At 70.3% G+C, this 20,304-nt stretch carries 18 protein-coding genes and 1 pseudogene; 11 read left to right on the top strand and 8 right to left on the bottom strand.

The window, feature by feature from the left end; genetic code table 11:
- Window positions 1-172 precede the first annotated feature (172 nt).
- From ACQEU8_RS34685 to ACQEU8_RS34670, 4 genes are all read right to left on the bottom strand, one after another.
- Complete coding sequence (locus ACQEU8_RS34685; RefSeq protein ID WP_433108260.1) at window positions 173-1,357, bottom strand: methyltransferase domain-containing protein; 1,185 nt, start codon at window positions 1,355-1,357, stop codon at window positions 173-175.
- Window positions 1,354-2,316: an ATP-grasp ribosomal peptide maturase gene (tgmB, locus tag ACQEU8_RS34680; protein WP_433108259.1), complete on the bottom strand. Its 963-nt coding sequence runs from the start codon at window positions 2,314-2,316 to the stop codon at window positions 1,354-1,356. Before tgmB ends, ACQEU8_RS34685 begins: the two co-directional genes overlap by 4 nt.
- Window positions 2,317-2,323: 7 nt before the next feature.
- Window positions 2,324-2,626 (bottom strand): putative ATP-grasp-modified RiPP, encoded by a 303-nt coding sequence (gene tgmA, locus ACQEU8_RS34675; RefSeq protein ID WP_433108257.1) that lies wholly within the window; start codon window positions 2,624-2,626, stop codon window positions 2,324-2,326.
- A gap of 162 nt (window positions 2,627-2,788) precedes the next feature.
- Window positions 2,789-2,911, bottom strand: coding sequence for a hypothetical protein (locus ACQEU8_RS34670; protein ID WP_433108255.1), 123 nt, complete (start codon window positions 2,909-2,911; stop codon window positions 2,789-2,791).
- Window positions 2,912-3,637: 726 nt separating this feature from the next.
- On the opposite strand from ACQEU8_RS34670, the gene ACQEU8_RS34665 reads away from it, so the two are divergent.
- From ACQEU8_RS34665 to ACQEU8_RS34645, 5 genes and pseudogenes are all read left to right on the top strand, one after another.
- Window positions 3,638-4,525 (top strand): helix-turn-helix domain-containing protein, encoded by an 888-nt coding sequence (locus ACQEU8_RS34665; RefSeq protein ID WP_433108253.1) that lies wholly within the window; start codon window positions 3,638-3,640, stop codon window positions 4,523-4,525.
- Complete coding sequence (locus ACQEU8_RS34660) at window positions 4,512-4,709, top strand: DUF397 domain-containing protein (protein ID WP_433108251.1); 198 nt, start codon at window positions 4,512-4,514, stop codon at window positions 4,707-4,709. The genes ACQEU8_RS34665 and ACQEU8_RS34660 overlap by 14 nt, the downstream gene beginning before the upstream one ends.
- Window positions 4,710-4,934: 225 nt before the next feature.
- A pseudogene (locus ACQEU8_RS34655) lies at window positions 4,935-5,362 on the top strand (hypothetical protein).
- A 22-nt stretch (window positions 5,363-5,384) separates the two neighbouring features.
- The gene (locus ACQEU8_RS34650) at window positions 5,385-6,137 is read left to right on the top strand and encodes a S8 family serine peptidase (RefSeq protein ID WP_433108249.1); all 753 of its coding nucleotides are present in this window, start codon (window positions 5,385-5,387) and stop codon (window positions 6,135-6,137) included.
- Window positions 6,134-7,309, top strand: coding sequence for a methyltransferase domain-containing protein (locus ACQEU8_RS34645; protein WP_433108247.1), 1,176 nt, complete (start codon window positions 6,134-6,136; stop codon window positions 7,307-7,309). The genes ACQEU8_RS34650 and ACQEU8_RS34645 overlap by 4 nt, the downstream gene beginning before the upstream one ends.
- Window positions 7,310-7,330: 21 nt before the next feature.
- Here ACQEU8_RS34645 and ACQEU8_RS34640 read toward each other — a convergent pair whose 3' ends face one another.
- Both ACQEU8_RS34640 and ACQEU8_RS34635 read right to left on the bottom strand, forming a co-directional pair.
- Entirely contained in the window at window positions 7,331-8,683 is a 1,353-nt protein-coding gene (locus ACQEU8_RS34640) for an MDR family MFS transporter (RefSeq protein ID WP_433108929.1), read from the bottom strand.
- 352 nt (window positions 8,684-9,035) lie between these two features.
- Window positions 9,036-9,881 (bottom strand): DUF4394 domain-containing protein, encoded by an 846-nt coding sequence (locus tag ACQEU8_RS34635; RefSeq protein ID WP_433108245.1) that lies wholly within the window; start codon window positions 9,879-9,881, stop codon window positions 9,036-9,038.
- A gap of 365 nt (window positions 9,882-10,246) precedes the next feature.
- Between ACQEU8_RS34635 and ACQEU8_RS34630 the strand changes: the two genes are divergently transcribed.
- On the top strand, window positions 10,247-11,512 hold the full coding sequence (locus ACQEU8_RS34630; RefSeq protein ID WP_433108243.1) for a PucR family transcriptional regulator: 1,266 nt from the start codon (window positions 10,247-10,249) through the stop codon (window positions 11,510-11,512).
- A gap of 147 nt (window positions 11,513-11,659) precedes the next feature.
- Window positions 11,660-13,234: an oxidoreductase gene (locus ACQEU8_RS34625; protein WP_433108241.1), complete on the top strand. Its 1,575-nt coding sequence runs from the start codon at window positions 11,660-11,662 to the stop codon at window positions 13,232-13,234.
- 80 nt (window positions 13,235-13,314) lie between these two features.
- Here the strand turns inward: ACQEU8_RS34625 and ACQEU8_RS34620 are convergent, their stop codons facing one another.
- Entirely contained in the window at window positions 13,315-14,307 is a 993-nt protein-coding gene (locus ACQEU8_RS34620; protein ID WP_433108239.1) for an extracellular catalytic domain type 1 short-chain-length polyhydroxyalkanoate depolymerase, read from the bottom strand.
- 243 nt (window positions 14,308-14,550) lie between these two features.
- Between ACQEU8_RS34620 and ACQEU8_RS34615 the strand changes: the two genes are divergently transcribed.
- Both ACQEU8_RS34615 and ACQEU8_RS34610 read left to right on the top strand, forming a co-directional pair.
- Entirely contained in the window at window positions 14,551-15,426 is an 876-nt protein-coding gene (locus ACQEU8_RS34615) for a 3-hydroxybutyrate dehydrogenase (RefSeq protein ID WP_433108237.1), read from the top strand.
- 10 nt (window positions 15,427-15,436) lie between these two features.
- Window positions 15,437-17,434 (top strand): helix-turn-helix domain-containing protein, encoded by a 1,998-nt coding sequence (locus ACQEU8_RS34610; RefSeq protein WP_433108235.1) that lies wholly within the window; start codon window positions 15,437-15,439, stop codon window positions 17,432-17,434.
- On the opposite strand, the gene ACQEU8_RS34605 is transcribed toward ACQEU8_RS34610, so the two are convergent.
- Window positions 17,399-18,850 carry an MFS transporter gene (locus ACQEU8_RS34605; RefSeq protein WP_433108233.1) on the bottom strand — a complete coding sequence of 484 codons (1,452 nt, stop codon included), beginning with the start codon at window positions 18,848-18,850 and terminating at the stop codon, window positions 17,399-17,401. The genes ACQEU8_RS34610 and ACQEU8_RS34605 overlap by 36 nt on opposite strands.
- A gap of 126 nt (window positions 18,851-18,976) precedes the next feature.
- Here ACQEU8_RS34605 and ACQEU8_RS34600 point away from each other — a divergent pair, with 126 nt between their 5' ends.
- Complete coding sequence (locus ACQEU8_RS34600) at window positions 18,977-19,735, top strand: phosphoglyceromutase (RefSeq protein WP_433108231.1); 759 nt, start codon at window positions 18,977-18,979, stop codon at window positions 19,733-19,735.
- A gap of 163 nt (window positions 19,736-19,898) precedes the next feature.
- A complete protein-coding gene (locus ACQEU8_RS34595) occupies window positions 19,899-20,261 on the top strand; it encodes a cupin domain-containing protein (RefSeq protein WP_433108229.1) in 363 nt (120 codons plus the stop codon).
- Window positions 20,262-20,304 lie beyond the last annotated feature (43 nt).

Here is a 20,304-nt window from a genome sequence, read left to right as displayed (position 1 = left end):
CCGAGCGCATCCGCCACGGCGAGCGCACCGGCCGCCCATGACTGTGACTCGGCGATGACGGTGCCGAAGTCGGCGCTGCTCAGGCCACGTTGGCCCATGGATTGCCCGACCCGAGTAAGCCCAGCGCCCCCGTGCGTGGTCGATGGGCGCGCTGCTCGTCGTTGCCGGGAGCTTACGTGCCTGCGGGAAGGTCCCAGCGCGTGCCGTCGGGGATGTGCCAGACGTAGGCGCTTCCGTCCGCTTCACGGGCGTACCCGAACCGGTCTTGCGGCGGTTGGCCGGCGTCGTTCCACCAGCGCCATGCCGCCTCGACTTGTTGCCAGAGGTCCGAGTCCCCGCCGTAGGTGACAGCGGCGGAATTGTCGCCGCCGAGGGGCGCGCGGGCCCATGAGCCGTCGGCGTGCTGGAGCTGGAGCGCCATGGTTCCGGCATCGTCGACGTGATAGACGAGCTGCGCGCCGGGCAGGTGGAAGGCGAGCAGCAGGCGGAAGGGGTAGTTGGCTCGGATGTCTGCGGCTGTGACTGTAGTCGGGCGCGTGGCGGTGGCGGGCGCGCGTTCGGGCTGCTGTGGTGTGTCGTAGGTGGTCGCGTCAGTGCGGGCGGCCATGAATCGGCCGGTGGTGCTGGTGAAGTGGCCGACAGCGCGGGCTTGTCCGGCAGCGGTGAGGCGGACGAGCCCGCCCTCGATGCCGAGGTCCACATCGGTGATGAGGAGAGCGCCGGGCTTGCACTGGGCGAGCCACGCGTCGGGGATGGAAGGTACGGAACAGGTGGCGATGATCCGGTCGAACGGCTCGTCGGTCGGGTAGCCGTGAGTTCCGTCGCCTACGGCGAGCTGGGGCATGTGGCCGGCGTCGGCGAGGCGCTGCCGCGCGGCCTCGACGAGCAAGGGGTCGACGTCGACGGTGTGCACCAGTTGCTCACCGAGTCGGGCGCAGAGGAGAGCGGCGTTGTACCCGGTACCGGTACCGATTTCGAGGGTGCTGTGTCCGTCCTCGACGGTGAGGTCTTCGAGCATGTCGGCCATCAGGCGGGGCAGTGTGCTGGACGAGGTGGGGACGCCGGTCCATGCCGTGTCGTCGACCTGTTCGGCGGTGGCCGGGTCGAGCGCGGTCACGAGGGTCTGATCGCGGTAGGCCGCGGCGAGGTCGTCGTCAGTGTCGGTGGCCCGCCGTTCACGCCATACGGCGATGCCCTTGTCGTTGGTCTCCTGCTCGAACCAGCGGGGCACGAAGAGATGCCGTGGGACGGCTGCGAACGCCTCGGCCCATGGGCGGGTGCGGATGGCGCCTGCTTTGGTGAGTTCGTCGGCGAGGGCCGTCATGTACGGGCGGACACGGTCGAGAGCGTCAGTCATAAGGCTCCTTGGAGTTCGTCGGCGATTGCCTGGGAGATGCCGAGTCCGGTTGCGTGCTCGATCCAGTCCCATTGCCCGCACGGGTTCGCCTCCAGGAACGTCCACTCGCCGTCAGGGCTGACGACGAAGTCCAGGGCTGCGAAGCGCAGGCCGAGGCGGCGCATGTAGCGTCGCACGCCCTCGGCGATGTGGGTCGGGGGCGTCGTGCTCCGGTACGTGACCGAGGCGTAGTCGCTGCGCCAGTCGATGTGTGCGTCGCTGCTGGCTGCGTGGATCTCCGCGGCGAACAGCCGGTCGCCAACGGCGGTGAGTCGCACCTCGTGCGCTTTCTCGACCCATGCTTGAAAGAGGTGCGCGGTGGTGTCGATGCCGCGAAGGTCGGCGAGGTCCTCCTCGGAGAGGCGGCGGGTGTAGACGGTCTTGAGTTGGTCGTCCTCGATGAACACGGGAGTTGCTACCGGCTTGCAGACGGCCCGGCCTCCGACATCGCCGACGAACGTGCGTACAGCGTCGGGGCTGTTGGTGATGAGCGTGGTCGGCACGGTGAGGCCGCAGGCGCGTGCGGTGGCGAGCTGGAGTGGCTTGTACTCGGCGCGGGACATGGCGGCGGGGTGGTTGACCCACCGGCAGCCAACCGCGCTGATGATGCCGCCGAGTCCGGCGCGGGCCTGCGCTGCGGCGAATCGCCGCTCGGGCTCGGACATGGTCGCGGGCAGGTTGAAGGGGTTCGGGGCGCGGTAGTAGACGGCGGAGATGTGGGCCAGGTCGACGGCGCGGTGGGCGGTGGTGAGTCCGCCGGACCACCCTTGCCGGGCGTCGATGCGCCCGGCAAGGGTGAGCTGTTGCGGAAACTCGCTGGTGTCCATGCGGAACACCTCCGCACCACCGTCCGTGAGGGCTTTGACGACGCGGTCGGTCGGCCAGTCGTCGTGTGCTGCGATCACGAGAACGGTGGGCATGAGGGCATCAGTCCTTCGGGCCCTCGTCGAGCGGCGGGGGGTTCTCCGGGTCGCCGTCCGGGATGGTGGGGGTGTGGGTCTGCATGTACGGGAGCGGGCCGTCGTACAGGCCGCGTGACATCTGCAACTCGTTGTCGTAGACGGTCGGTGGTTTCACGATCGCTTGTGCGGCATCGGGGACGCGGGCGAAGCGGAGGACCCACGGGCGGGTGTCCGGTCCGCTGGGCGGTGCGCTGCTGTGCGGGGTGCGGCCCTCATCGGGTGTGAGCGGGAAGGCTTCCCGTGGGTGGGTGAGCGTCAGTTCGTGCATATCTCCTGCCTTCGGTTGGTGTGGTGCGACCCTGGCCCTTCGGTCGCCATGGGTGGTGCGATGGTGTGCCCCGGTCCACGGCGGTACGTCAGGAAACAGCCGTCGACCGGGAGCGGCTCCCTATGCCGGGACCGAGGCGGGGGTCTCCGGCGCGGGCGGGAGTCAAGGGGTGGCGCCGAGCGCGAATGCGATCAAGAAGCCGGTGCCGAAGCCGATCGCAAGCAACAAGCACGGCCCGGCGATTCCGCACGTAGCCATGAGGTGGTGGTGGATGCTGCGGATCACTGGGCCTGCTCCTCTCGCGCGCGCCACAGGCGCGTTACCTCCTCCGCGAGCCCTGGAGGGGCGTAGCGGGTCACGGCGTACTGACTCGCATGCGGGATACACATGCGCAGGCCGTGCGGAGGGCCGGAACCGCGCTCGATGACGGCAACTTGCACGGTCTCGTCGTGTTCCGCCGCGCAGTAAGCGCACCAGCCCGGCAAGACGCTCAGCGCGGCGCGGGGCGTCATTGGTGGGCCCCTTCGGCAAGAGCGCGCGCCGCGCCGTTGGCGGCGATGCCTGCCGCGCGGCGCTCCGCTTCCGTGGCGAGCCGCGCCTTGCTGGGCGGGCAGTCCCACTCGGTGCCGCCGCGTGGGGGGGCGCAATAGAAGGTGGGGCCCATCGTGGCCCATGACGCGGCCGAGTTCGCTTTTGCGCCGGTCGATGACGTATGAGCCGATGCGGTAGCTCATGGGGTACCTCTCCGCAGTGTTGTGCGAGGTCTCGCGGGCGGTCGGTACTTATGGCGCCGCGCATGCGGCGGCACCAACACGCCGTGTGGGGACGGCAGTTGCCCGCGCAGGCTCCAAGCGCCTACCCGCTTCCTGTGAATCTGCAAGACTTCATTTCGAGAATCCGAGAAGTCGCCTCAAATTGATGACACCCATCGCGAAAGGGGCCCAAAGAGCCTTTCATTTGGGGTGTCGGAGGTCCTTCATAATGAGCTCAGGGGAGGGTGTGGGATGCGGGATGCCGGAGAGATCAACAGGCAGCACGGTGCCGCGGCGGCAACTCGGGCGGTACCTACGTGATCTGAGGAATCAGGCGAGACTCACGGTGCGTGCCGCAGCACAAGAGCTGGAGTGGTCCGAGGCGAAAATGTGGCGCATCGAGACCGGACAGACGAGCCTGCGAAGCCACGACGCAGAGACCATGTGCAGGGTCTACGGGGCATCGCCCGAGTGGACCGAAGCCCTCGAGGGGCTCGCAAAGGAGACCAAAGCACGCGGATGGTGGCACAGCTACGGCGACGTGATCCCCGAACGCTTCGACATCTTCATCGGCCTGGAGGAAGCCGCTGCCCGCATCGACTGGTACGAGAGCGAGCTCGTGCCCGGCCTCCTGCAAACCGAAGACTACGCCCGCATGATTATCAGCACCGACAACCCCGACGATGACGAGGAGGAGATCACCCGCCGCGTAAACCTGCGCATCGCGCGGCAAGCCCTGCTGACACGCCGCTCGGCACCCCCAACTCTGCGCGTCGTTCTCAACGAGGCTGTAGTACGGCGGCCCGTCGGAGGGCATCACCAAATGGCGGGGCAACTTCGCCACCTGTTGCAGGCCGCCCAGCTGCCAACCGTCACACTCCGAGTAGTCCCGTTCAACGCGGGGTTGCACCGCGGCGTCATGACTGGACAGTTCGGGATCTTGCGGTTCCCGCAGACAGGCGACGGCACCGACACAGAGCCGCCGACCGTCTACGCGGACGGCTTCACAGGAGACTTGTACCTGGACAAGCCCGACGAGGTCGCTCGCTACGACACGGCGTTCGACGACATCTGGAAACGTTCACTCACCGAAGAGGCAACACAGCGCCTCTTGATGGAGGTTGCGGAGCAATATGAACACCACTGAGATTCTGGCATGGCGCAAGTCCAGCTACAGCAACGGGCAGAGCGCCTGCGTCGAGTTGGCGCCTACCGCCGAGGGCGTTGCCGCTCGTGACAGTAAGTGCACTGACGGCCCGGTCCTCACCTTCGGCGCTCAGCAGTGGGCCGCATTCGTAGCGGGCGTCGCTGACCGCCGGCTCGGCCGGTAGCCCACCCACAGAAAGGCCCCTGCCCCGGCAGCGCCGGAGCGGGGGCGTTTCACTGTGCGGCCGTATGCCGGGGAGACGGGCAGTCCGGCGACGGCGATCAGGGCGGCCACCGACGGCAGGGCCACCGTGACCGTTCATGCTGGGCGCACAGGCGGTCGATACCGGCGTACGGTACCGCTCGGGCCGCATCATCGAACGGGCGCGCGCATTGCGTCGTTCTTTCAAATCCTCGTCGCTGCCGCGGGTGGTCCGGGCAACCAAGTGCAGCAGTATCCCAGCGATGACCTGGTCGGAATCTCCTGTCTGGCCGATGGACCCGACGCCTGGTTCGCCGAGGCCATTCTCGATCACGGCGGCAAGCTTGAAGCCGTGGTGCCTGCAACGGAATACCGCGATGGATTGCCCGACTGGCCACATACGACCAGTTGAAGCGTCGGGCGAGCGAAGTACACGAGACGGGGCTCACTACGTCCGACGAGGATGCGCACATGGCGGGAAGCGAGATCCTTGTCGGCCTCGCCGATCACCTGCTCGCAGTGTGGGACCAACAGCCCGCCCGCGGCTTCGGCGGGACGGCCGACGTCGTGGCCTACGCGAAGCGAAACGGAACACGTGTCACGATCGTGTGGCCGGACGGCGCAACGCGCGACTAGACGATGAAGGGCCCGCTACGGCGTGGCCTGGGAGGCCAGGATCCTCGCGGCGAAGGGGCTCGACAACGCGGGCGATGGCAGCGACGGTCCCATCCTGGCGGCCGTGGCATGGGCCGTGGCGCACGGCGCGCGGGTGATCTCCATGTCGCTCGGTGCCCGGGTCCGATGCGAGGAGCTCTTCCCGCAGACGTACGAGAAGCTGGACCGCAAGCGGTGCCAGGCGCTTGCCGATCACGCAGCCGGACACGTACCGGGCGAGGGCGGTGTACCGACCCACGCGAAGAAGGTGGAGCAGTTCCGCGTCGTGATCTACCTGTGCGCGGCGCCGAACGCCGACACCACGGAACCGCGCCGCGAGTGCATTGAATACGCATCCGTGTCCGGGTGGGACATCGTCGAGACGATCGAGGACCGCGCCGGTCTGCTCCCTCCGGAAGGACGCGAAGGGCTCTCCCGCGCGGTCGAGATGGTCGAGCAGAAGAAGGCCGACACCGTACTCACCGCTCGGCGGACGATGATCTCGACTATCCCCCAGAAGTACGACGAGGTCGCGCGCGAGGCCGAGAAGGCGGGCGGCTTCCTGCACGTGATGGACCCGACCGCCGGAGCACAACCCACAGCAAGGAGGTACACGATGGAATCTCTGCCGTGGATCACGCGGGCCGAGGGCGGCAACCCGCAGGATGACAGCGACAGCGGCAACAAGCACGGGGGCGGCGGCTCCGACGAGGGCGGCAACACCAGCGACGGCCAAGGCCCGGCGGACGGCCAGTGACCGAGGTGGAGCCGAACACGGACGAGGCCGGCCCGGGAGGGTTGGCCTCCGTGCTGCTGGAAAAGGGCGCCTTGTCCTCCGACTGGTTGCCCGCGTACAAGGCGGTGCCGCGCGATGCGTTCGTTCCCGACCGGCTGTGGCCGGGAACACCAGGCGGCAACCGTCAGGGCGAAGTCATCGACCGGAACACCGACCCGGCGCAGTGGTGGGCGAAGGTCTACAGCGACGTACCTCTCACCACGCAGTGGGACGACGGCGCGCACACGGGCAGCGGTAAGGGCCGTACTCCGACCTCGTCCAATTCCATGCCGAAGATGGTGTTCGCGATGCTCGACGCCTTGAGCGTGGAGCGCGGAGACCGGGTGTTGGAGATCGGCACGGGCACGGGCTGGAATGCCGCGCTGCTCACGTACCGGCTCGGCCAGGACAACGTCGTGACCATCGAGGTCGACCCGGCCGTCGCGGAGGAGGCTCAGCGCCGGTTCGCCGCGACCGGCCTCACCCCGTTGTCCGTTGTCGGGGACGGCGCGCGGGGCTACCCGGACGGGGCGCCGTACGACCGGGTCATCACCACGTGCGGTGTCTCCCGGGTGCCGTACGCATGGGTCGAGCAGACCCGAACCGGTGGTGTGATCGTGGCGCCGTGGGGCCCGCCGTACGGCGGGCAGGCGGTGGCGCGGCTCACGGTCGGCGAGGGCGGCGCTTCGGGGCCGTTCGTGATGTCGTCGGCGTTCATGCGGCTACGCGACCAGCGCGACCGGTTCCCGGCGACGGACGCGTTCCCCGGCGCCGCTGAGGGGCTGGGTGTGCGGCGCACGTCTCCCCTCTCCCCCGACGAGATGGGCGACTGGCATCACATGTTCACGCTCGGAGTTCAGGTGCCCGACCTGTTCTGCCGCGTCGAGTGGGGAGAGCGAGGCGCGTACCGGCTGTGGCTGCTGGAGATGTCCGGACGGTCATGGGCGACGGCTGATTACGAGCACGGCCGTACCGAGTACGAGGTCGTCGAGTCCGGGCCGCGCCGGTTGTGGGCGGAAGCCGAGGCGGTCATGGAGTGGTGGCGTGAGCAGGGCGAGCCGCGGTTCGAGCGGTACGGGCTGACGGTCACACCGCGGGGACACCGGGTGTGGCTCGATACCCCGGACAACTCGGTGCCCGTGCGGGTGCCGTAATCCGGTCGGCGTCGGTCGCGGTCAGTCCCGCGCGGGACTCACCGCCGCCCCCTCAGCTGACCCGCTCCGCGCGGGCCCCGAGTCAGGCTCCGGCTCCCCTTCCCGTGGTTGCTCCCCCGCCTCGCTCTCCTTCCGTTCCCCCTCCCTCTCGTCCTGCTGCTCCGCCCGCATGCTGCGGAGCAGCAGGCCGTAGCCCAGGGCGGCGATGGTGCCGACGATGGCGCTGGCGGCCCAGAGGGTGTGGGAGCCGAAGTGGTCGATGACGGTGCCGCCCAGCAGGGGGGCGCCGAGGGAGGCGACGGACCAGGAGAGGGTGTACATGCCCTGGTAGCGGCCGCGGCCGTGGGTGGGGGAGAGGCGGACGACCAGGCCCATCTGGGTGGGGGAGTTGATCATCTCGCCGAGCGTCCACACCACCACGGCGAACGCGTAGAGGACCGCCGAGGACCCGGCGAACGCGTTCAGGCCGAACCCGTACCCCGTCAGCAGCGCGGAGACGATCAGCAGCTTGGCGGGGTCGCGGTGTTCGATGAAGCGGGTGAGGGGCAGCTGGAGCAGCACGATCAGTACGCCGTTGACGGCGATGACGGTGCCGAAGTCGGTGCTGTCCAGGCCGTGTTGGCCCATGGAGATGGGGAGCGAGACGAACGCCTGCTGGATGAGGGTGGCCAGCAGCAGGTTCAGCGCGACGACGACCATGAAGCGCTTGTCCCGCAGCACCGTCCACATGGAGATGTCCGCCTCGCGGCCGGCGCCGGCTTCCCGTTCGGTGGCGGCGGCGGGGCGGGACTCCGACAGCTTCCAGAAGGTGATCAGCGCGGTGGCCAGCACCATCGCGGCCTCGCCGAAGAACAGCAGGTGATAGCTGTACTGGGCGATGAGCCCCGCGCCGGCGGAGGAGACCGCGAAACCGAGGTTGATCGCCCAGTAGTTGAGGGAGAAGGCCCGCACCCGGTCCTCGGGGCGGACGATATCGGCCATCATCGCCTGCACGGCGGGCCGCGAGGCGTTGGTGGCCATACCGACGAGGCCCGCGACCACCGCGATCGCCACCGGATGGGTGACCAGGCCGAGCGAGGCGACGGACACGGCGGTCGCCACCTGGGCGACCAGCAGCGTCGGCCGCCGCCCGATACGGTCGGTCAGCACACCCGCGCCGATGGACGAGACGACCCCGCCGAGACCGTAGAGCGCGCCGACGAGGCCCGCGTACGAGGCGGAATAGCCGCGCTCGACCGTCAGATACAGCGCGAGGAACGTCGCGACAAAGGCGCCGAGCCGGTTGACGAGGGTGCCGATCCACAGCCACCAGAACTGCCGGGGCAGCCCGCCCACGCTCTCGGCCGCGGCCCGTCTGAGCCTGCTGAACGACAGTTTCCCGCCCACGACCGCTCCCCCTTGGAAAACCCGCCCACCCGGTGAGGGTGTAAGTGGCCTACCCGCGGGTGCACGTTATGCGCGGCGCTCGTACGGCCGCCAGCGAATTGACGGACCTCGTCAAGTGGCGCCCGCGCCGCCCGGCTGCTGGCCACCGTGGCGGAGGCGGAGGCGCAGGCGCGCGGCGCGGGCGCGGTCACGTTCGAGGGGGAGATGGTGACGAGGCGATGGCGGCGACAGCACGCTCGCTGCTGGAGCGGCACGGCGGTACACAGGCGGACCACGTTTCAGGCTTGCCGCGGCCCGGGAGCAGCCGGGCCGCGGCGAGTAGGTGACCTGCGGGAGGGGCTCAGCTCCCGGTGAGGGAGATGGCCAGGTCCGTGATGTCCAGGGGGAACTTGGACTTGGAGGCATCGGCCACGAGCGTGGCCTCGCCGGTGAAGGGGTTGACGCTGTAGAGAGAAGGCCTGTTGGCGCCGGAGGCGGTGAGAGTGGCGAAGGCGGCGTTGCTGACCGTCTTGCCGCCCGACAGGGTGCTGAAGATGTCCACGCCGGCGTTGGTCTGCGCGTCGATGCCGAGGCTGCCGGTCGATGCCAGCGTGCCGTTGTTGGCCGGGGACTGGATGGCTACCTGGTCGCTGGTCGTGTTGATGTCGAACAGAGTGGTCCCGGTGGCCCCGTTGAGGTCGTTGTTCGTGTAGGCGGCGGCGGAGACGCCCTTGGTCGTGCCCTCGATCGGCGGGGTGGTGAGGTTCAGGTCCTGGACGGTCGTGTTGTCGTTGAGGTTGTGCCGCAGATTCTGGCCGTTGTCGCTGATCACACGCAGCCGGTCGGCGGCCGGGTTGAAGTCGACGCCGAAGTTCGTGCCGTGCAGCGTGTACTGGAGCTGGGACACCTTGGTGATCTCGACGTCCGTGGTGGTCGGCGGGGTCTTGATCGTGTAGATGCCGCCCTTGTTGCCGACGCCGTACATCAGGCCGTTCTGCACCCGGAAGTCGATGCCGATCAGAGCCGTGTCGCCACTGAGCCCGACGACATCCCTGACCCAGTCGAGCACGTTCGGCCGGTCGGTGGTGAACGTGGCCATCTGGGTGCCGTCACCTGTGATCCCGAACGCGCGCAGGCTGGGAGTGGCGGCGGGAGCGGCCGAGACACTGCCCGGCGCGCTCAGCATGAGCGCTGTCGACGTGGCCATGACCGCTAACGCCGCCGCGATTCTCTTTCTCTTTCCTGCTTTCATCGGTGTTTCCCCTCCCGTTTGAACAAGCACCATTGAGTGACGCGCAGATGAGAGATTCCCGTACCGATTCCCGCGCTGATCCGGAGCGGTGGCCGGAATGATTGCTGTGGTGTTCCCCCACGGGCTGGTACGCGGTTCCCATTAAGGCCTGTTCACAGTGTCTCCACAAGGGAACAAGCGATAAGAATGTCCCGATCCGGCAATTTTGCGCACTGTGACAAAGTGCCTCAAAGACGATCATCTCCGATGTGCGCAGAGTGATAAATGCCGTCCTGATTTGCCCTGTCGGCTTCTTCGACCGGAATGGCATGCTCGCGCCCATGGGGAGCTTCTTCGCCGAGTTGGCCCGGCAGGCGTCGGCCAACGCGCGCCGGGAGGTCGAGGCGTACGCGCGCGAGATTCCGGAGTTCGGGTACCTGGACACGAACTCCCGGGCGCGGGCCGAGACGCTGGAGTACGCGTTGTGGCTGCGGCGACGTACAGTCGAACTGTCCCCGGACAACAGCGGATTGAGCGACGACGACCTCGGGTACATCGCGGCGATCGGCGAGTTGCGGGCTGCGGCGGGGATGTCGCTCGATGCACGGCAGCGGGTCCTGCGACTGCACACCTCACTCATGCTGCGCGAGATCAACGAAGCGACCGAAGCTCAGCGCGGCGTCGGCGTCGACGAACTCATGCGGATGATGAACTGGTTCGCCCCGCAGGGAGAACGCGGTATCCGTGCCTACAGTCAGGGATTCGTGACGGCGCTGCGACACCGTGTGCCGTACGTCGAGCAGGCCGCGCTGCTGGCCAGGTCGTTGCTGAACGGAGATCCCATATCGGCGGAACTCGCTTCGGCACTGGGCATGGAACTGCCCGAGCGCTGCGCGGTGACGGTGATCCGGGTGCCGGACCGTCCCGTCGGCGATCGCGACCTGGAAACCGAGATCGAGGCGCTGGTGAAAACCCACCACGCGCCGATCACGTGGTGCCCGGGCAGTGGAAGCAGGGGCGGTGAGCTGATTGCCCTGATTCCCTTGCATCCCCCCACGCCCCAGGCGTCCGAGGGGCCCGGTACAGCCGAGACCGTACAGCCGCACTCCGTACCCGACCTTGCCCCCGACCTCTTGCCCGACCTCGTATCCGATCTCGTACGGGACTTCGCTCAGGCTCTCGGTCGCCCCTGCGCCGCCGGCACCGCCACCTCACCGCTGTCCGAGGTTGCCGACGCCCTCGGCCTGGCCCGGCGGATCAGCAGGGCGGCACCGCTGCGACGGGCGTCCGCCCGGCTGCGGCCGCACACCGTGTCGGACGTGTTCGTCGAACTCGCCGTTGCGGACGCGCCGTTCGTCGGCGAATGGCTCCACGCCGTGGGCCGGAGCCTGCAGGCCGGTCCGGACCTCCTGGTCACGCTTGACGCGTACTATCGCCACGACATGCACCGCGGCGCCACGGCGGCAGCCCTCAACGTCCACCCCCGCACCCTGGACTATCGCCTCCGCCGGGTGCGGGAGCTCACCGGCATCAATCCCGGCTCGACGCGCGGCGTACGCATCTTCAGCTCGGTCGTCACACGGCGCCTGTCGGAAGCGTGGCAGTGAACCAGTGATCATCCAGTGCCGAGACGGGCAGCTGGAGGGTCCGTGCCGAGCGTGCGAAGTGCCACAAGGGCGACCCCGCGCAGCACAGCGAAGAGGCTCCTCATGGGAAGCTGAGGTCGCAGCGGTACCGGGATCGGGGGTCGACGGGTGGCCGAGCGCGAGAGTGGGGAACCGCCGGAGGACCTGTCAGCGGCGGAGCTGGGGCTGTGGCAGGCCTACCGGAACGGCAGCATGTACGACCTCCGCACAGGGGACGCCGTGCAGGACGATGTGCGCGGCGAGGCGCGGTGGGGCCCCGAACGCACCGTACGGGCCCGGGTGATCGCGCTGCTGCTGCTCGACGGGCCGCCCGCGCTGCCCGGCAGGGCGCCCGCGCTGAAGCTGACCGGCTGCCGGATCGACGGCCCGCTGGAGCTGTCCAACTCGGAGATCACCGTCCCCTTCGAGCTGAGGCAGTGCCGCCTGGACCAGCCGGTACGGCTCATCGACTGCCGGGCGGGCACGGTGATCCTGCACCAGTGCTGGGCGCCGCATCTGGAGGCCACGCGGCTGACCGTCGAGGGCGATCTGCGGCTGAGCGAGAGCGAACTGCTGAACGGCTTGGTGCTGGCGCAGGCCAACATCGGTACGGACCTCACCCTGGAGGGCTCGGTGCTGCGATCTGTCCCGCGGGGCAAGGCGCTGGACGCCGACGGGCTGAACGTCGCCCAGGATGTGAACGCCGACCAGCTGGAGGCCAGGGGCGAACTCTCACTGCGGGGAGCCCGCGTGGGCGGTTCGCTGAGCATGCGTGGCTGCCGGCTGAGACACCTCAACGGCAGGTCGGTGCTCACCGCGACCCGGCTCACCGTCGAGGAGGACTTCGTGATGGCCCCCTCCGCGATTCTCCCGGACTTCAGCGCCGGTTCCATGACAAGGGCTGATGTCGCCCGGATGCAGCGCACCGTCATCCAAGGCGGCGTCCACCTCGACGGTTCGACCCTCGGGGGCGCCCTGATTCTGGAGCGGGTCCGGCTGGAGATGACGGCGGAGCAGGAGTTCTCGCTGCGCGGCGTGCAGGCCACGCAGCTGACGTTCACCCCCGAGCGCCCGGAACGCGGGCTCGTCGTGCTCCAGGACGCCGTCGTGAGCCGTCTGATCGACAGGTCCGAGAGCTGGCCGGGGCCCGGCCGGCTGCAGTTGCGCGGCTTCACCTATGAAGTCCTGGCGCCGGAAGGGCGCTTTCCGCTGCCCCGCCGCCTGGAGTGGGTGCACGCGGCGACGCCGGAGTTCAACCCCGAGCCGTACGACCGCCTCGCCGCCTGTCTCCAGGCCGGCGGCGAGGAGGCCGACGCGCACACCGTCCTCCTCGCCAAGCTCCGGCGACGGCGGGAGTTGCTGCCCCTGCCGCTCAGGATCTGGGACCACATCCAGGACCTCGCCCTGGGCTACGGATACCGCCCCGGACGCGCGGTCCTGTGGCTGGTCCTGCTGCTGACGGGCGGATCGCTGTGGTTCGCCGCGAACCCGCCCCCGGCCCTCAAACCCGACGAGGCGCCGCACTGGGAGCCCTTCATCTACACCCTGGATCTGCTGCTCCCCGTGCTGGACCTTGGCCAGGAGGCAGCCTGGCGGACCACGGGGGCCTCCCAGTGGATAGCCCTGTCCCTGGTCATCCTGGGCTGGCTGCTCGCCACGATCGTCACGGCCGGAGCGGCGGCTGTAATTTTGCGCCGGAATTAGGCCGTCCCCCCTCCTGCGCTTGGGCAGTCTGCGCCAGGGGCGCAGGGTGGGCAAGCGCAGCCCCCGTTGCGGGGTACGCCCTAGGACCCGCTCAGCCCCCAGTCCCGCGCCAGATACGCCGTCGAGCAGACGGTGTCCAGGAAGTGCGCGCCCGCCTTACCGCAGCCCTCGCCGGGTTTGACGGGCGTGCCGTGGCCCATTCCGTCGACCAGGTAGCTGCGTACCGCAACGTCGCCGGAGGCGCCCTGGTAGTCGGACTGGGTGGTGCCGCCAGGCAGTTGGTGGGTGGCGTCGGCGTTCTGGTCGGCGCCCAGGACGTTCGTCCACTGCTTGACGGACTCGGTGGCGTTGCGCGGCGCGACGGTGGTGTCGGCCGTTCCGTGCCAGACCGAGACCTGGGGTCGTCGCCCGGTGTATTCGGGGTGCGCAGCGCGGGCCAGGTCGCCCCATTGGGCCGGGGTCTTGCTGACGCCGGGGTTCATACAAGTGAACGCGGAGGGCAGCGAGTCCGCGCAGCCGTGCGGCAGCCCCGCGATGACGCCGCCGCCCGCGAAGGTGTCCGGGTAGGCCGCGAGCAGCGCGGAGGTCATCCCGCCGCCGGCCGACAGCCCGGTGACGTACACCCGCGCGGGATCCGCGTCCAGGTCCCGTACGGTGCGCTCCACCATCTGCTGGACGGACTGCGCCTCGCCGCTGCCCCGCGCGGTGTCGCCGGGCTGGAACCAGTTGAAGCACCGGTTGGCGTTGTTGGCCTTCTCCTGCTGCGGTGCGACGACGGAGAAGCCGTGCTTGTCGGCGGCCTGCTGCCAGCCCGCGCCGTCGAAGTACGTCGCCGCGTCCTGAGTGCAGCCGTGCAGTACGACGACAACGGGGCGGCCGGCGCCGAGCCCATCGGGCGTGTAGCGGTACATGGACAGGGCGCCGGGGTTGGAGCCGAAGTCGGTGACGCGTTCGAGGGCGGCGGCGTCGGCGCGCTGCTGCCCGTCGGTCGCGGAGGACGTACCGGAGACGCCCAGCGCGGAGAGGGTGAGGGCGGCCAGCAGCGCTGCCGTGGTGCGCACGGAGGTTCGCATGAGGGGTTCCTTCCGTGGTGCCTGTGTGGGGGATACGGGCACGTGGCCCGGTCAGCCGCACCGTAGGGCGGGGGCCGTGCCGGGCGAACGTGCCGGTCCGCCAGCCGTCCCGGCCCGCCACTGTGGGGCAGCCACATTGCCGACCCCGGACCGCACCGGATGTGCGCGCGGCACATATGAGCCGGGGAAAGTGCGGTCAGCCACCACATCCGGGCGTCCGCGGAGCGGCCCTAGGCTGCGGCCATGACGCCTCAGTCGCCCCGGTCCGATGCCCCGAAGTCGCCCCGGTCCGATGCCCCGGCCGCCGAGCCCCCCGGGCCCGCCGCTTCCCGTTCCGTCGACCTGGACCTCACCGGCCGTACGGCGCTGGTCACCGGCGCGGCCGGCGGGATCGGGCGGGCCTGCGCGGTGCGGTTGGTGGCGGCGGGTGCCCGGCTGCGTGCGGTGGACCTGGACCCGGAGGGGCTCAAATCGCTCGCAGCGGAGGTGGCGCGCGGCCCCGCGGGGGAGGAGTCCGTCGAGATCCACCCCCTCGATCTGACGGCCCCCGCGGGGCTGGACGCGGCCGAGCGGGCGGCGGACGGCGCGGACGTGCTCGTCAACGCGGCCGGCACGCAGCTCGTACGGCCCATCGAGGAGTTCCCGCCCGAGGCGTTCCGCCGGATGCTCACCCTCATGCTGGAGGCGCCGTTCCGTACCACCCGGGGCGCGCTCCCCGGGATGTACGCGCAGGGGTGGGGCCGGATCGTGCACATCTCCTCCGTGCACGGGCTGCGCGCCTCCGCGTACAAATCGGCGTATGTGGCGGCCAAGCACGGGCTGGAGGGGCTGTCCAAGACGACGGCGCTGGAGGCGGCGGCACACGGGGTCACCGCCAACTGCGTCAACCCGGCCTATGTGCGCACCCCGCTGGTGGAGCGGCAGATCGCGGACCAGGCCGAGGCGCACGGCATACCGGCGGAGCGGGTCGTCACCGACATCATGCTCGCGGACTCCGCGGTCAAGCGGCTGCTGGAGCCGTACGAGGTCGCCGAGGCGGTCGCATATCTGTGCACTCCCGCCGCGGCGTTCCTCACGGGATCCGCCCTGCCCCTCGACGGCGCATGGACCGCTCACTGACCCTGTGGCCATGCACAGCCCCACCGACAACAGCCCTGACCCCCTCGGCAGCGACACCGAAGCCGCCTGCCTCGGCTACCTCGAACTGCTGACCCGCGGCGCCCCGGCCGAGGCGTACGACGACCCGGCGGCGCACACCACCACGCCGCACGCCCAGTCCGACACCGTCCCCGACCCCGTCCCCGCCGCCGAGCGCGGCAGACAGCTGGCCCTGCGCATCCGCGCCGAACTGGAGGGCAGGCGGCGGCGGGAGGCCGAGCTGACGGCGCTGTTCGAGACGGTGCACGACCTTGCGGGGCTGCGCGACCTGGACGACGTACTCCAGGCGATCGTGCAGCGCGCCCGCCGCCTGCTGGGCACCGAGGTCGCCTATATGACGCTCACCGACCCCGAGCGCGGCGACACCTATATGCGGGTCACCGAGGGCTCCGTCTCGGCCCGCTTCCAGCAGTTGCGGCTCGGCATGGGGGAAGGGCTCGGAGGGCTCGTGGCGCAGACCGCGCGCCCCTACGCGACCCAGGACTACCCGCGCGATGCCCGCTTCCAGCACACCGACTCCATCGACGGGGCCGTCGGCGAGGAAGGGCTGATCGCCATCCTCGGGGTGCCGCTGCTGCTCGGCGGGCGGGAGGTCATAGGCGTGCTGTACGCGGCGGACCGGCGGGAGCGGGTCTTCGAGCCCGAACAGATCGCCCTGCTGCGCTCGTTCGCCGCCCATGCGGCGGTGGCGCTCGACAACACTCGGCTGCTGACCGAGACGACCCAGGCACTGGCCGGGCTGCGCGCGGTCAACGAGACCATCCGCCGCGCCTCCGACATCCACGACCGGCTGACCGAACTGGTGCTGCGCGGCGGCGGCGTGGACGAGGTGACCCGGGCGCTGGCGGAAGTGCTGGGCGGCCGCGTGGAGTTCCGCGAACGTGTCGAGCTCGGCGGTTCGGGCGAGCACGGCCGGCGGGCGGACGCGGCGTGGGCGTCGGCCGTCGAGCGCTCCCGCCGGGACGGGCACGCCGTACGCGAGGGCGACACCTGGGTGGCCGCCGTCACCGCGGGCGGCGAACTGCTGGGCGCGCTGCTGCTGCACGGGTACGCGGAGCTCGCGCCCGTCGACCAGCGCACCCTGGAGCGCGCCGCGATGGTGACGTCACTGCTGCAACTCGCCCGCCGCTCGGCAGGCGAGGCCGAACAGCGTGTACGGGGCGAGCTGCTGGACGACCTGCTGGACGCCGCACACCGAGACCCCCATCTGCTGCGCGACCGTGCGGCGCGGGTCCACGCGGACCTGGACGTGCCGCACACCGTGCTGGCCGCCCGCCTCGACCCGGCCGACGAGGAGGCCTGCGCGCCCGATGAGGCCTGTGCGCCCGACGAGGCGGACCGGCAGCGCCTCTGGTCGGCGGCCACCCACCTCGCCGCCACCCGGCACGGCCTGGCCGCCACCCGCGACGGCGGCCCCGTCCTGCTGCTGCCCCTGACAGGCACGGCCGGCGGCGACGGGGGCGTCTCCCGTACGGCCCGGCAGGTCGCCGCCGAGCTGGGCCGCGCGGCCGGCGGGCCCGTCACCGTCGGCGCCTCCCCGCCCGTGCCGTCCCCGGCCACCCGCCCCGGCGCCGTGGCCGCCGCCTACCCGGAGGCCCGCCGCTGCCTGGAGGCGCTCAGCCTGCTCGGCCGCCGCGGTGAGGGCGCGGCGGCCGAGGACCTCGGTTTCCTCGGGCTGCTGCTGACGGACACCCGGGACGTCGCGGGGTTCGTACGCCGCACCCTCGGCCCCGCGCTCGACTACGACGAGCGGCGCGGCACCGAGCTGGTGGCCACCCTGGACGCGTACTTCGCCAGCGGCATGAGCCCCGTACGGGCCAAGGACGTGCTGCACGTCCACGTCAACACCGTCGCCCAGCGGCTGGAGCGGGTGGGCCGGCTGCTGGGCGACGACTGGCAGGCACCGCACCGCGCGCTGGAGATCCAGCTCGCGCTACGGCTCCACCGGATGACGGGAGCCCTCGGCTGACGGTGCCGCCTCCAGGGGAGCGCCGCCCGGCGGGGTGGTCTCGCCGACCGTCGCCAGGTCCCGGTCGCGGGTCTCGGCCGCGCACGCCACCGCGACGACGGTGAGCAGCACGGCCGCGATGACGTACATCGACACCATCGCCGACCCGTCGTACTCCGCCAGCAGCGCCGTCGCGATCATCGGCGCCGGCGCCCCGGCCGCCACCGACGAGAACTGCGCCCCGATCGAGGCACCCGAGTACCGCATCCGGGTGGCGAACAGCTCGGAGAAGAACGCCGCCTGCGGCGCGTACATGGCCCCGTGCAGCACCAGCCCGACCGTCACCGCGAGCGCGATCAGCCCGAACTTCCCGGTGTCCAGCAGCGCGAAGAACGGGAAGATCCACGCTCCGACGCCGATGGCGCCCAGGAAGTAGACGGGCCGGCGCCCCACCCGGTCGGAGAGGGCTCCCCACAGCGGGATGACGGCGAAGTGCACGGCGGAGGCGATCAGCACCGCGTTCAGCCCGGTCTGCTGGGACAGGTCGAGGTGATCGGTGAGGTAGACGAGGATGAAGGCCGTCAGTACGTAGAAGCTGATGTTCTCCGCCATCCGGGCGCCCATCGCCACCAGCACATCCCGCCAGTGGTGCCGCAGCACCGCCAGCAGCGGCAGCTCCTCGACAGTGCTCGTACCGGCCTTGCGGTCCGCCGCCTTACGGGCCTCCGCGCGGGCGCGGGCCTCCTTGAAGACCGGCGACTCGTCCACGGCCAGCCGCACCCACAGGCCCACCAGCACCAGCACCCCGGAGAGCAGGAACGGCACCCGCCAGCCCCAGCTCTCGAACGCGCCGTCCGACAGCAGCGCCGTCAGCGCCGCCAGCACCCCGGTCGCCAGCAGCTGGCCCGCGGGCGCCCCGGTCTGCGGCCAGGAGGCCCAGAAGCCGCGCCGCCGCGGATCCCCGTGCTCGGAGACCAGCAGCACCGCGCCGCCCCACTCGCCGCCCAGCGCGAAGCCCTGCACCAGCCGTAGCGCCGTCAGCAGGACCGGGGCGAGCGCGCCCACCGTCGCGTGGGTGGGCAGCAACCCGATGGCGAACGTGGCACCACCCATCAGCAGCAAACTGATGACCAGCAGTTTCTTCCGGCCGACCCGGTCTCCGTAGTGGCCGAAGACCAGCGCCCCGATAGGGCGGGCCACGAAGCCGACCGCGTAGGTGAGGAACGCCAGCAGCGTGCCGACCAGCGGATCGGAGTCCGGGAAGAACAGCTTGTTGAAGACCAGCGCGGCGGCCGAGCCGTAGAGGAAGAAGTCGTACCACTCGATGGTGGTACCGACCAGGCTGGCCGCGACGATCCGGCGCAGCGACCGGGCCTCGGCAGCGGCGCCGCCGGGCGGCTCTGGGGACGAAGAACGGGACGAAGAAGGGGAGACCATGCCGCCGCACGCTAGGGAAACCCGCCCTCGCCCCCCATGTGGCGGCCCCCCACACTTCACCGCCCGGCTGTGCGGTGGGGCCCCACCTTGGTCGGGGCCCGCAGGGGGGCGGCTAGGCTCTCGGGTATGGCCGACGCACCGTACAAGCTGATCCTGCTCCGCCATGGCGAGAGCGAGTGGAACGCCAAGAACCTGTTCACCGGCTGGGTGGACGTGAACCTCACCGCGAAGGGCGAGAAGGAGGCGGTCCGCGGCGGCGAGCTGCTCAAGGACGCCGGCCTGCTCCCCGATGTACTGCACACCTCCGTGCAGAAGCGCGCCATCCGCACCGCGCAGCTGGCCCTGGAGTCCGCCGACCGCCTCTGGATCCCCGTACGCCGCTCCTGGCGGCTGAACGAGCGCCACTACGGGGCACTGCAGGGCAAGGACAAGGCGCAGATCCGCGACGAGTTCGGCGAGGAGCAGTTCATGCTCTGGCGCCGCTCCTACGACACCCCGCCGCCGGTCCTGGAGGATGGCGCCGAGTTCTCGCAGAGCGACGACCCGCGCTACGCGGGCGTCCCCAGCGAGCTGCGGCCCCGCACCGAGTGCCTCAAGGACGTCGTCGAGCGGATGCTGCCGTACTGGTTCGACGGCATCATCCCGGACCTGATGGCCGGCCACACCGTCCTGGTCGCCGCGCACGGCAACTCGCTGCGCGGCCTGGTCAAGCACCTGGACGGCATCTCCGACGAGGACATCTCCGGCCTCAACATCCCCACCGGCATCCCGCTCGCCTACGACCTGGACGCCGACTTCCACCCGGTCAAGAAGGGCGGCACCTACCTCGACCCGGATGCCGCCAAGGCCGCCATCGAAGCCGTCAAGAACCAGGGCAAGAAGTAGCACCCGGACCACCCGGACACATACCTAAGCCCTCTGCCCGCGGCCGCGCCGCGAGCAGGGGGCTTTGTGCTGCCCGCCCGGCCTGCGGATGCGATCACGGGCCTGGCACCGGACGATGGCCAGGACCGAGATCCGACACCCAGCCGGCGAAGGAGAGCGCGCCATGGCGGGACTCGTACACAAGAGCTTCAACGCGCCGGAGGAAGTCCGGCCCTTCGAACAGGGCACGGGACAGCTCGAAGTCCTGCATGTGAAGGACAAGGAGCTGGGCCGGGCCACGTTCCAGCCGGGCTGGCAGTGGTCCAAGCACGTCAAACCCATCGCCAAGACCGAGAGCTGCCAGGCGGCCCACGCGGGCTACGTCGTCTCCGGTCGGCTGAAGGTCCAGATGGACGACGGCGAGGAGGACGAGGTCGGCCCCGGCGACATCGTCGACATCCAGCCGGGCCACGACGCCTGGGTCGTCGGCCAGGAACCCTGCGTCATGATCGACTGGCAGGGCTACGAGGGCTACGCCAAACGCTGACGCCGGGTACGCGAGAACCGCCGCACACGCTCTGGCAGCCGCC

The organism is Streptomyces sp. CA-250714, from assembly GCF_050936705.1.
Classification (GTDB): domain Bacteria; phylum Actinomycetota; class Actinomycetes; order Streptomycetales; family Streptomycetaceae; genus Streptomyces.
Note: the sequence above shows the minus strand (reverse complement) of the source record. Positions and strands in the feature narration are given on the sequence as shown.

Excerpts from the sequence above, each read along its gene's own strand:
- ACQEU8_RS34685 (WP_433108260.1), bottom strand. The coding sequence starts at position 1,357 with ATGACTGACGCTCTCGACCGTGTCCGCCCGTACATGACGGCCCTCGCC.
- tgmB (WP_433108259.1), bottom strand. The coding sequence starts at position 2,316 with ATGCCCACCGTTCTCGTGATCGCAGCACACGACGACTGGCCGACCGAC.
- tgmA (WP_433108257.1), bottom strand. The coding sequence starts at position 2,626 with ATGCACGAACTGACGCTCACCCACCCACGGGAAGCCTTCCCGCTCACA.
- ACQEU8_RS34665 (WP_433108253.1), top strand. The coding sequence starts at position 3,638 with ATGCCGGAGAGATCAACAGGCAGCACGGTGCCGCGGCGGCAACTCGGG.
- ACQEU8_RS34660 (WP_433108251.1), top strand. The coding sequence starts at position 4,512 with ATGAACACCACTGAGATTCTGGCATGGCGCAAGTCCAGCTACAGCAAC.
- ACQEU8_RS34635 (WP_433108245.1), bottom strand. The coding sequence starts at position 9,881 with ATGGCCACGTCGACAGCGCTCATGCTGAGCGCGCCGGGCAGTGTCTCG.
- ACQEU8_RS34630 (WP_433108243.1), top strand. The coding sequence starts at position 10,247 with ATGGGGAGCTTCTTCGCCGAGTTGGCCCGGCAGGCGTCGGCCAACGCG.
- ACQEU8_RS34620 (WP_433108239.1), bottom strand. The coding sequence starts at position 14,307 with ATGCGAACCTCCGTGCGCACCACGGCAGCGCTGCTGGCCGCCCTCACC.
- ACQEU8_RS34615 (WP_433108237.1), top strand. The coding sequence starts at position 14,551 with ATGACGCCTCAGTCGCCCCGGTCCGATGCCCCGAAGTCGCCCCGGTCC.
- ACQEU8_RS34610 (WP_433108235.1), top strand. The coding sequence starts at position 15,437 with ATGCACAGCCCCACCGACAACAGCCCTGACCCCCTCGGCAGCGACACC.
- ACQEU8_RS34605 (WP_433108233.1), bottom strand. The coding sequence starts at position 18,850 with ATGGTCTCCCCTTCTTCGTCCCGTTCTTCGTCCCCAGAGCCGCCCGGC.
- ACQEU8_RS34600 (WP_433108231.1), top strand. The coding sequence starts at position 18,977 with ATGGCCGACGCACCGTACAAGCTGATCCTGCTCCGCCATGGCGAGAGC.
- ACQEU8_RS34595 (WP_433108229.1), top strand. The coding sequence starts at position 19,899 with ATGGCGGGACTCGTACACAAGAGCTTCAACGCGCCGGAGGAAGTCCGG.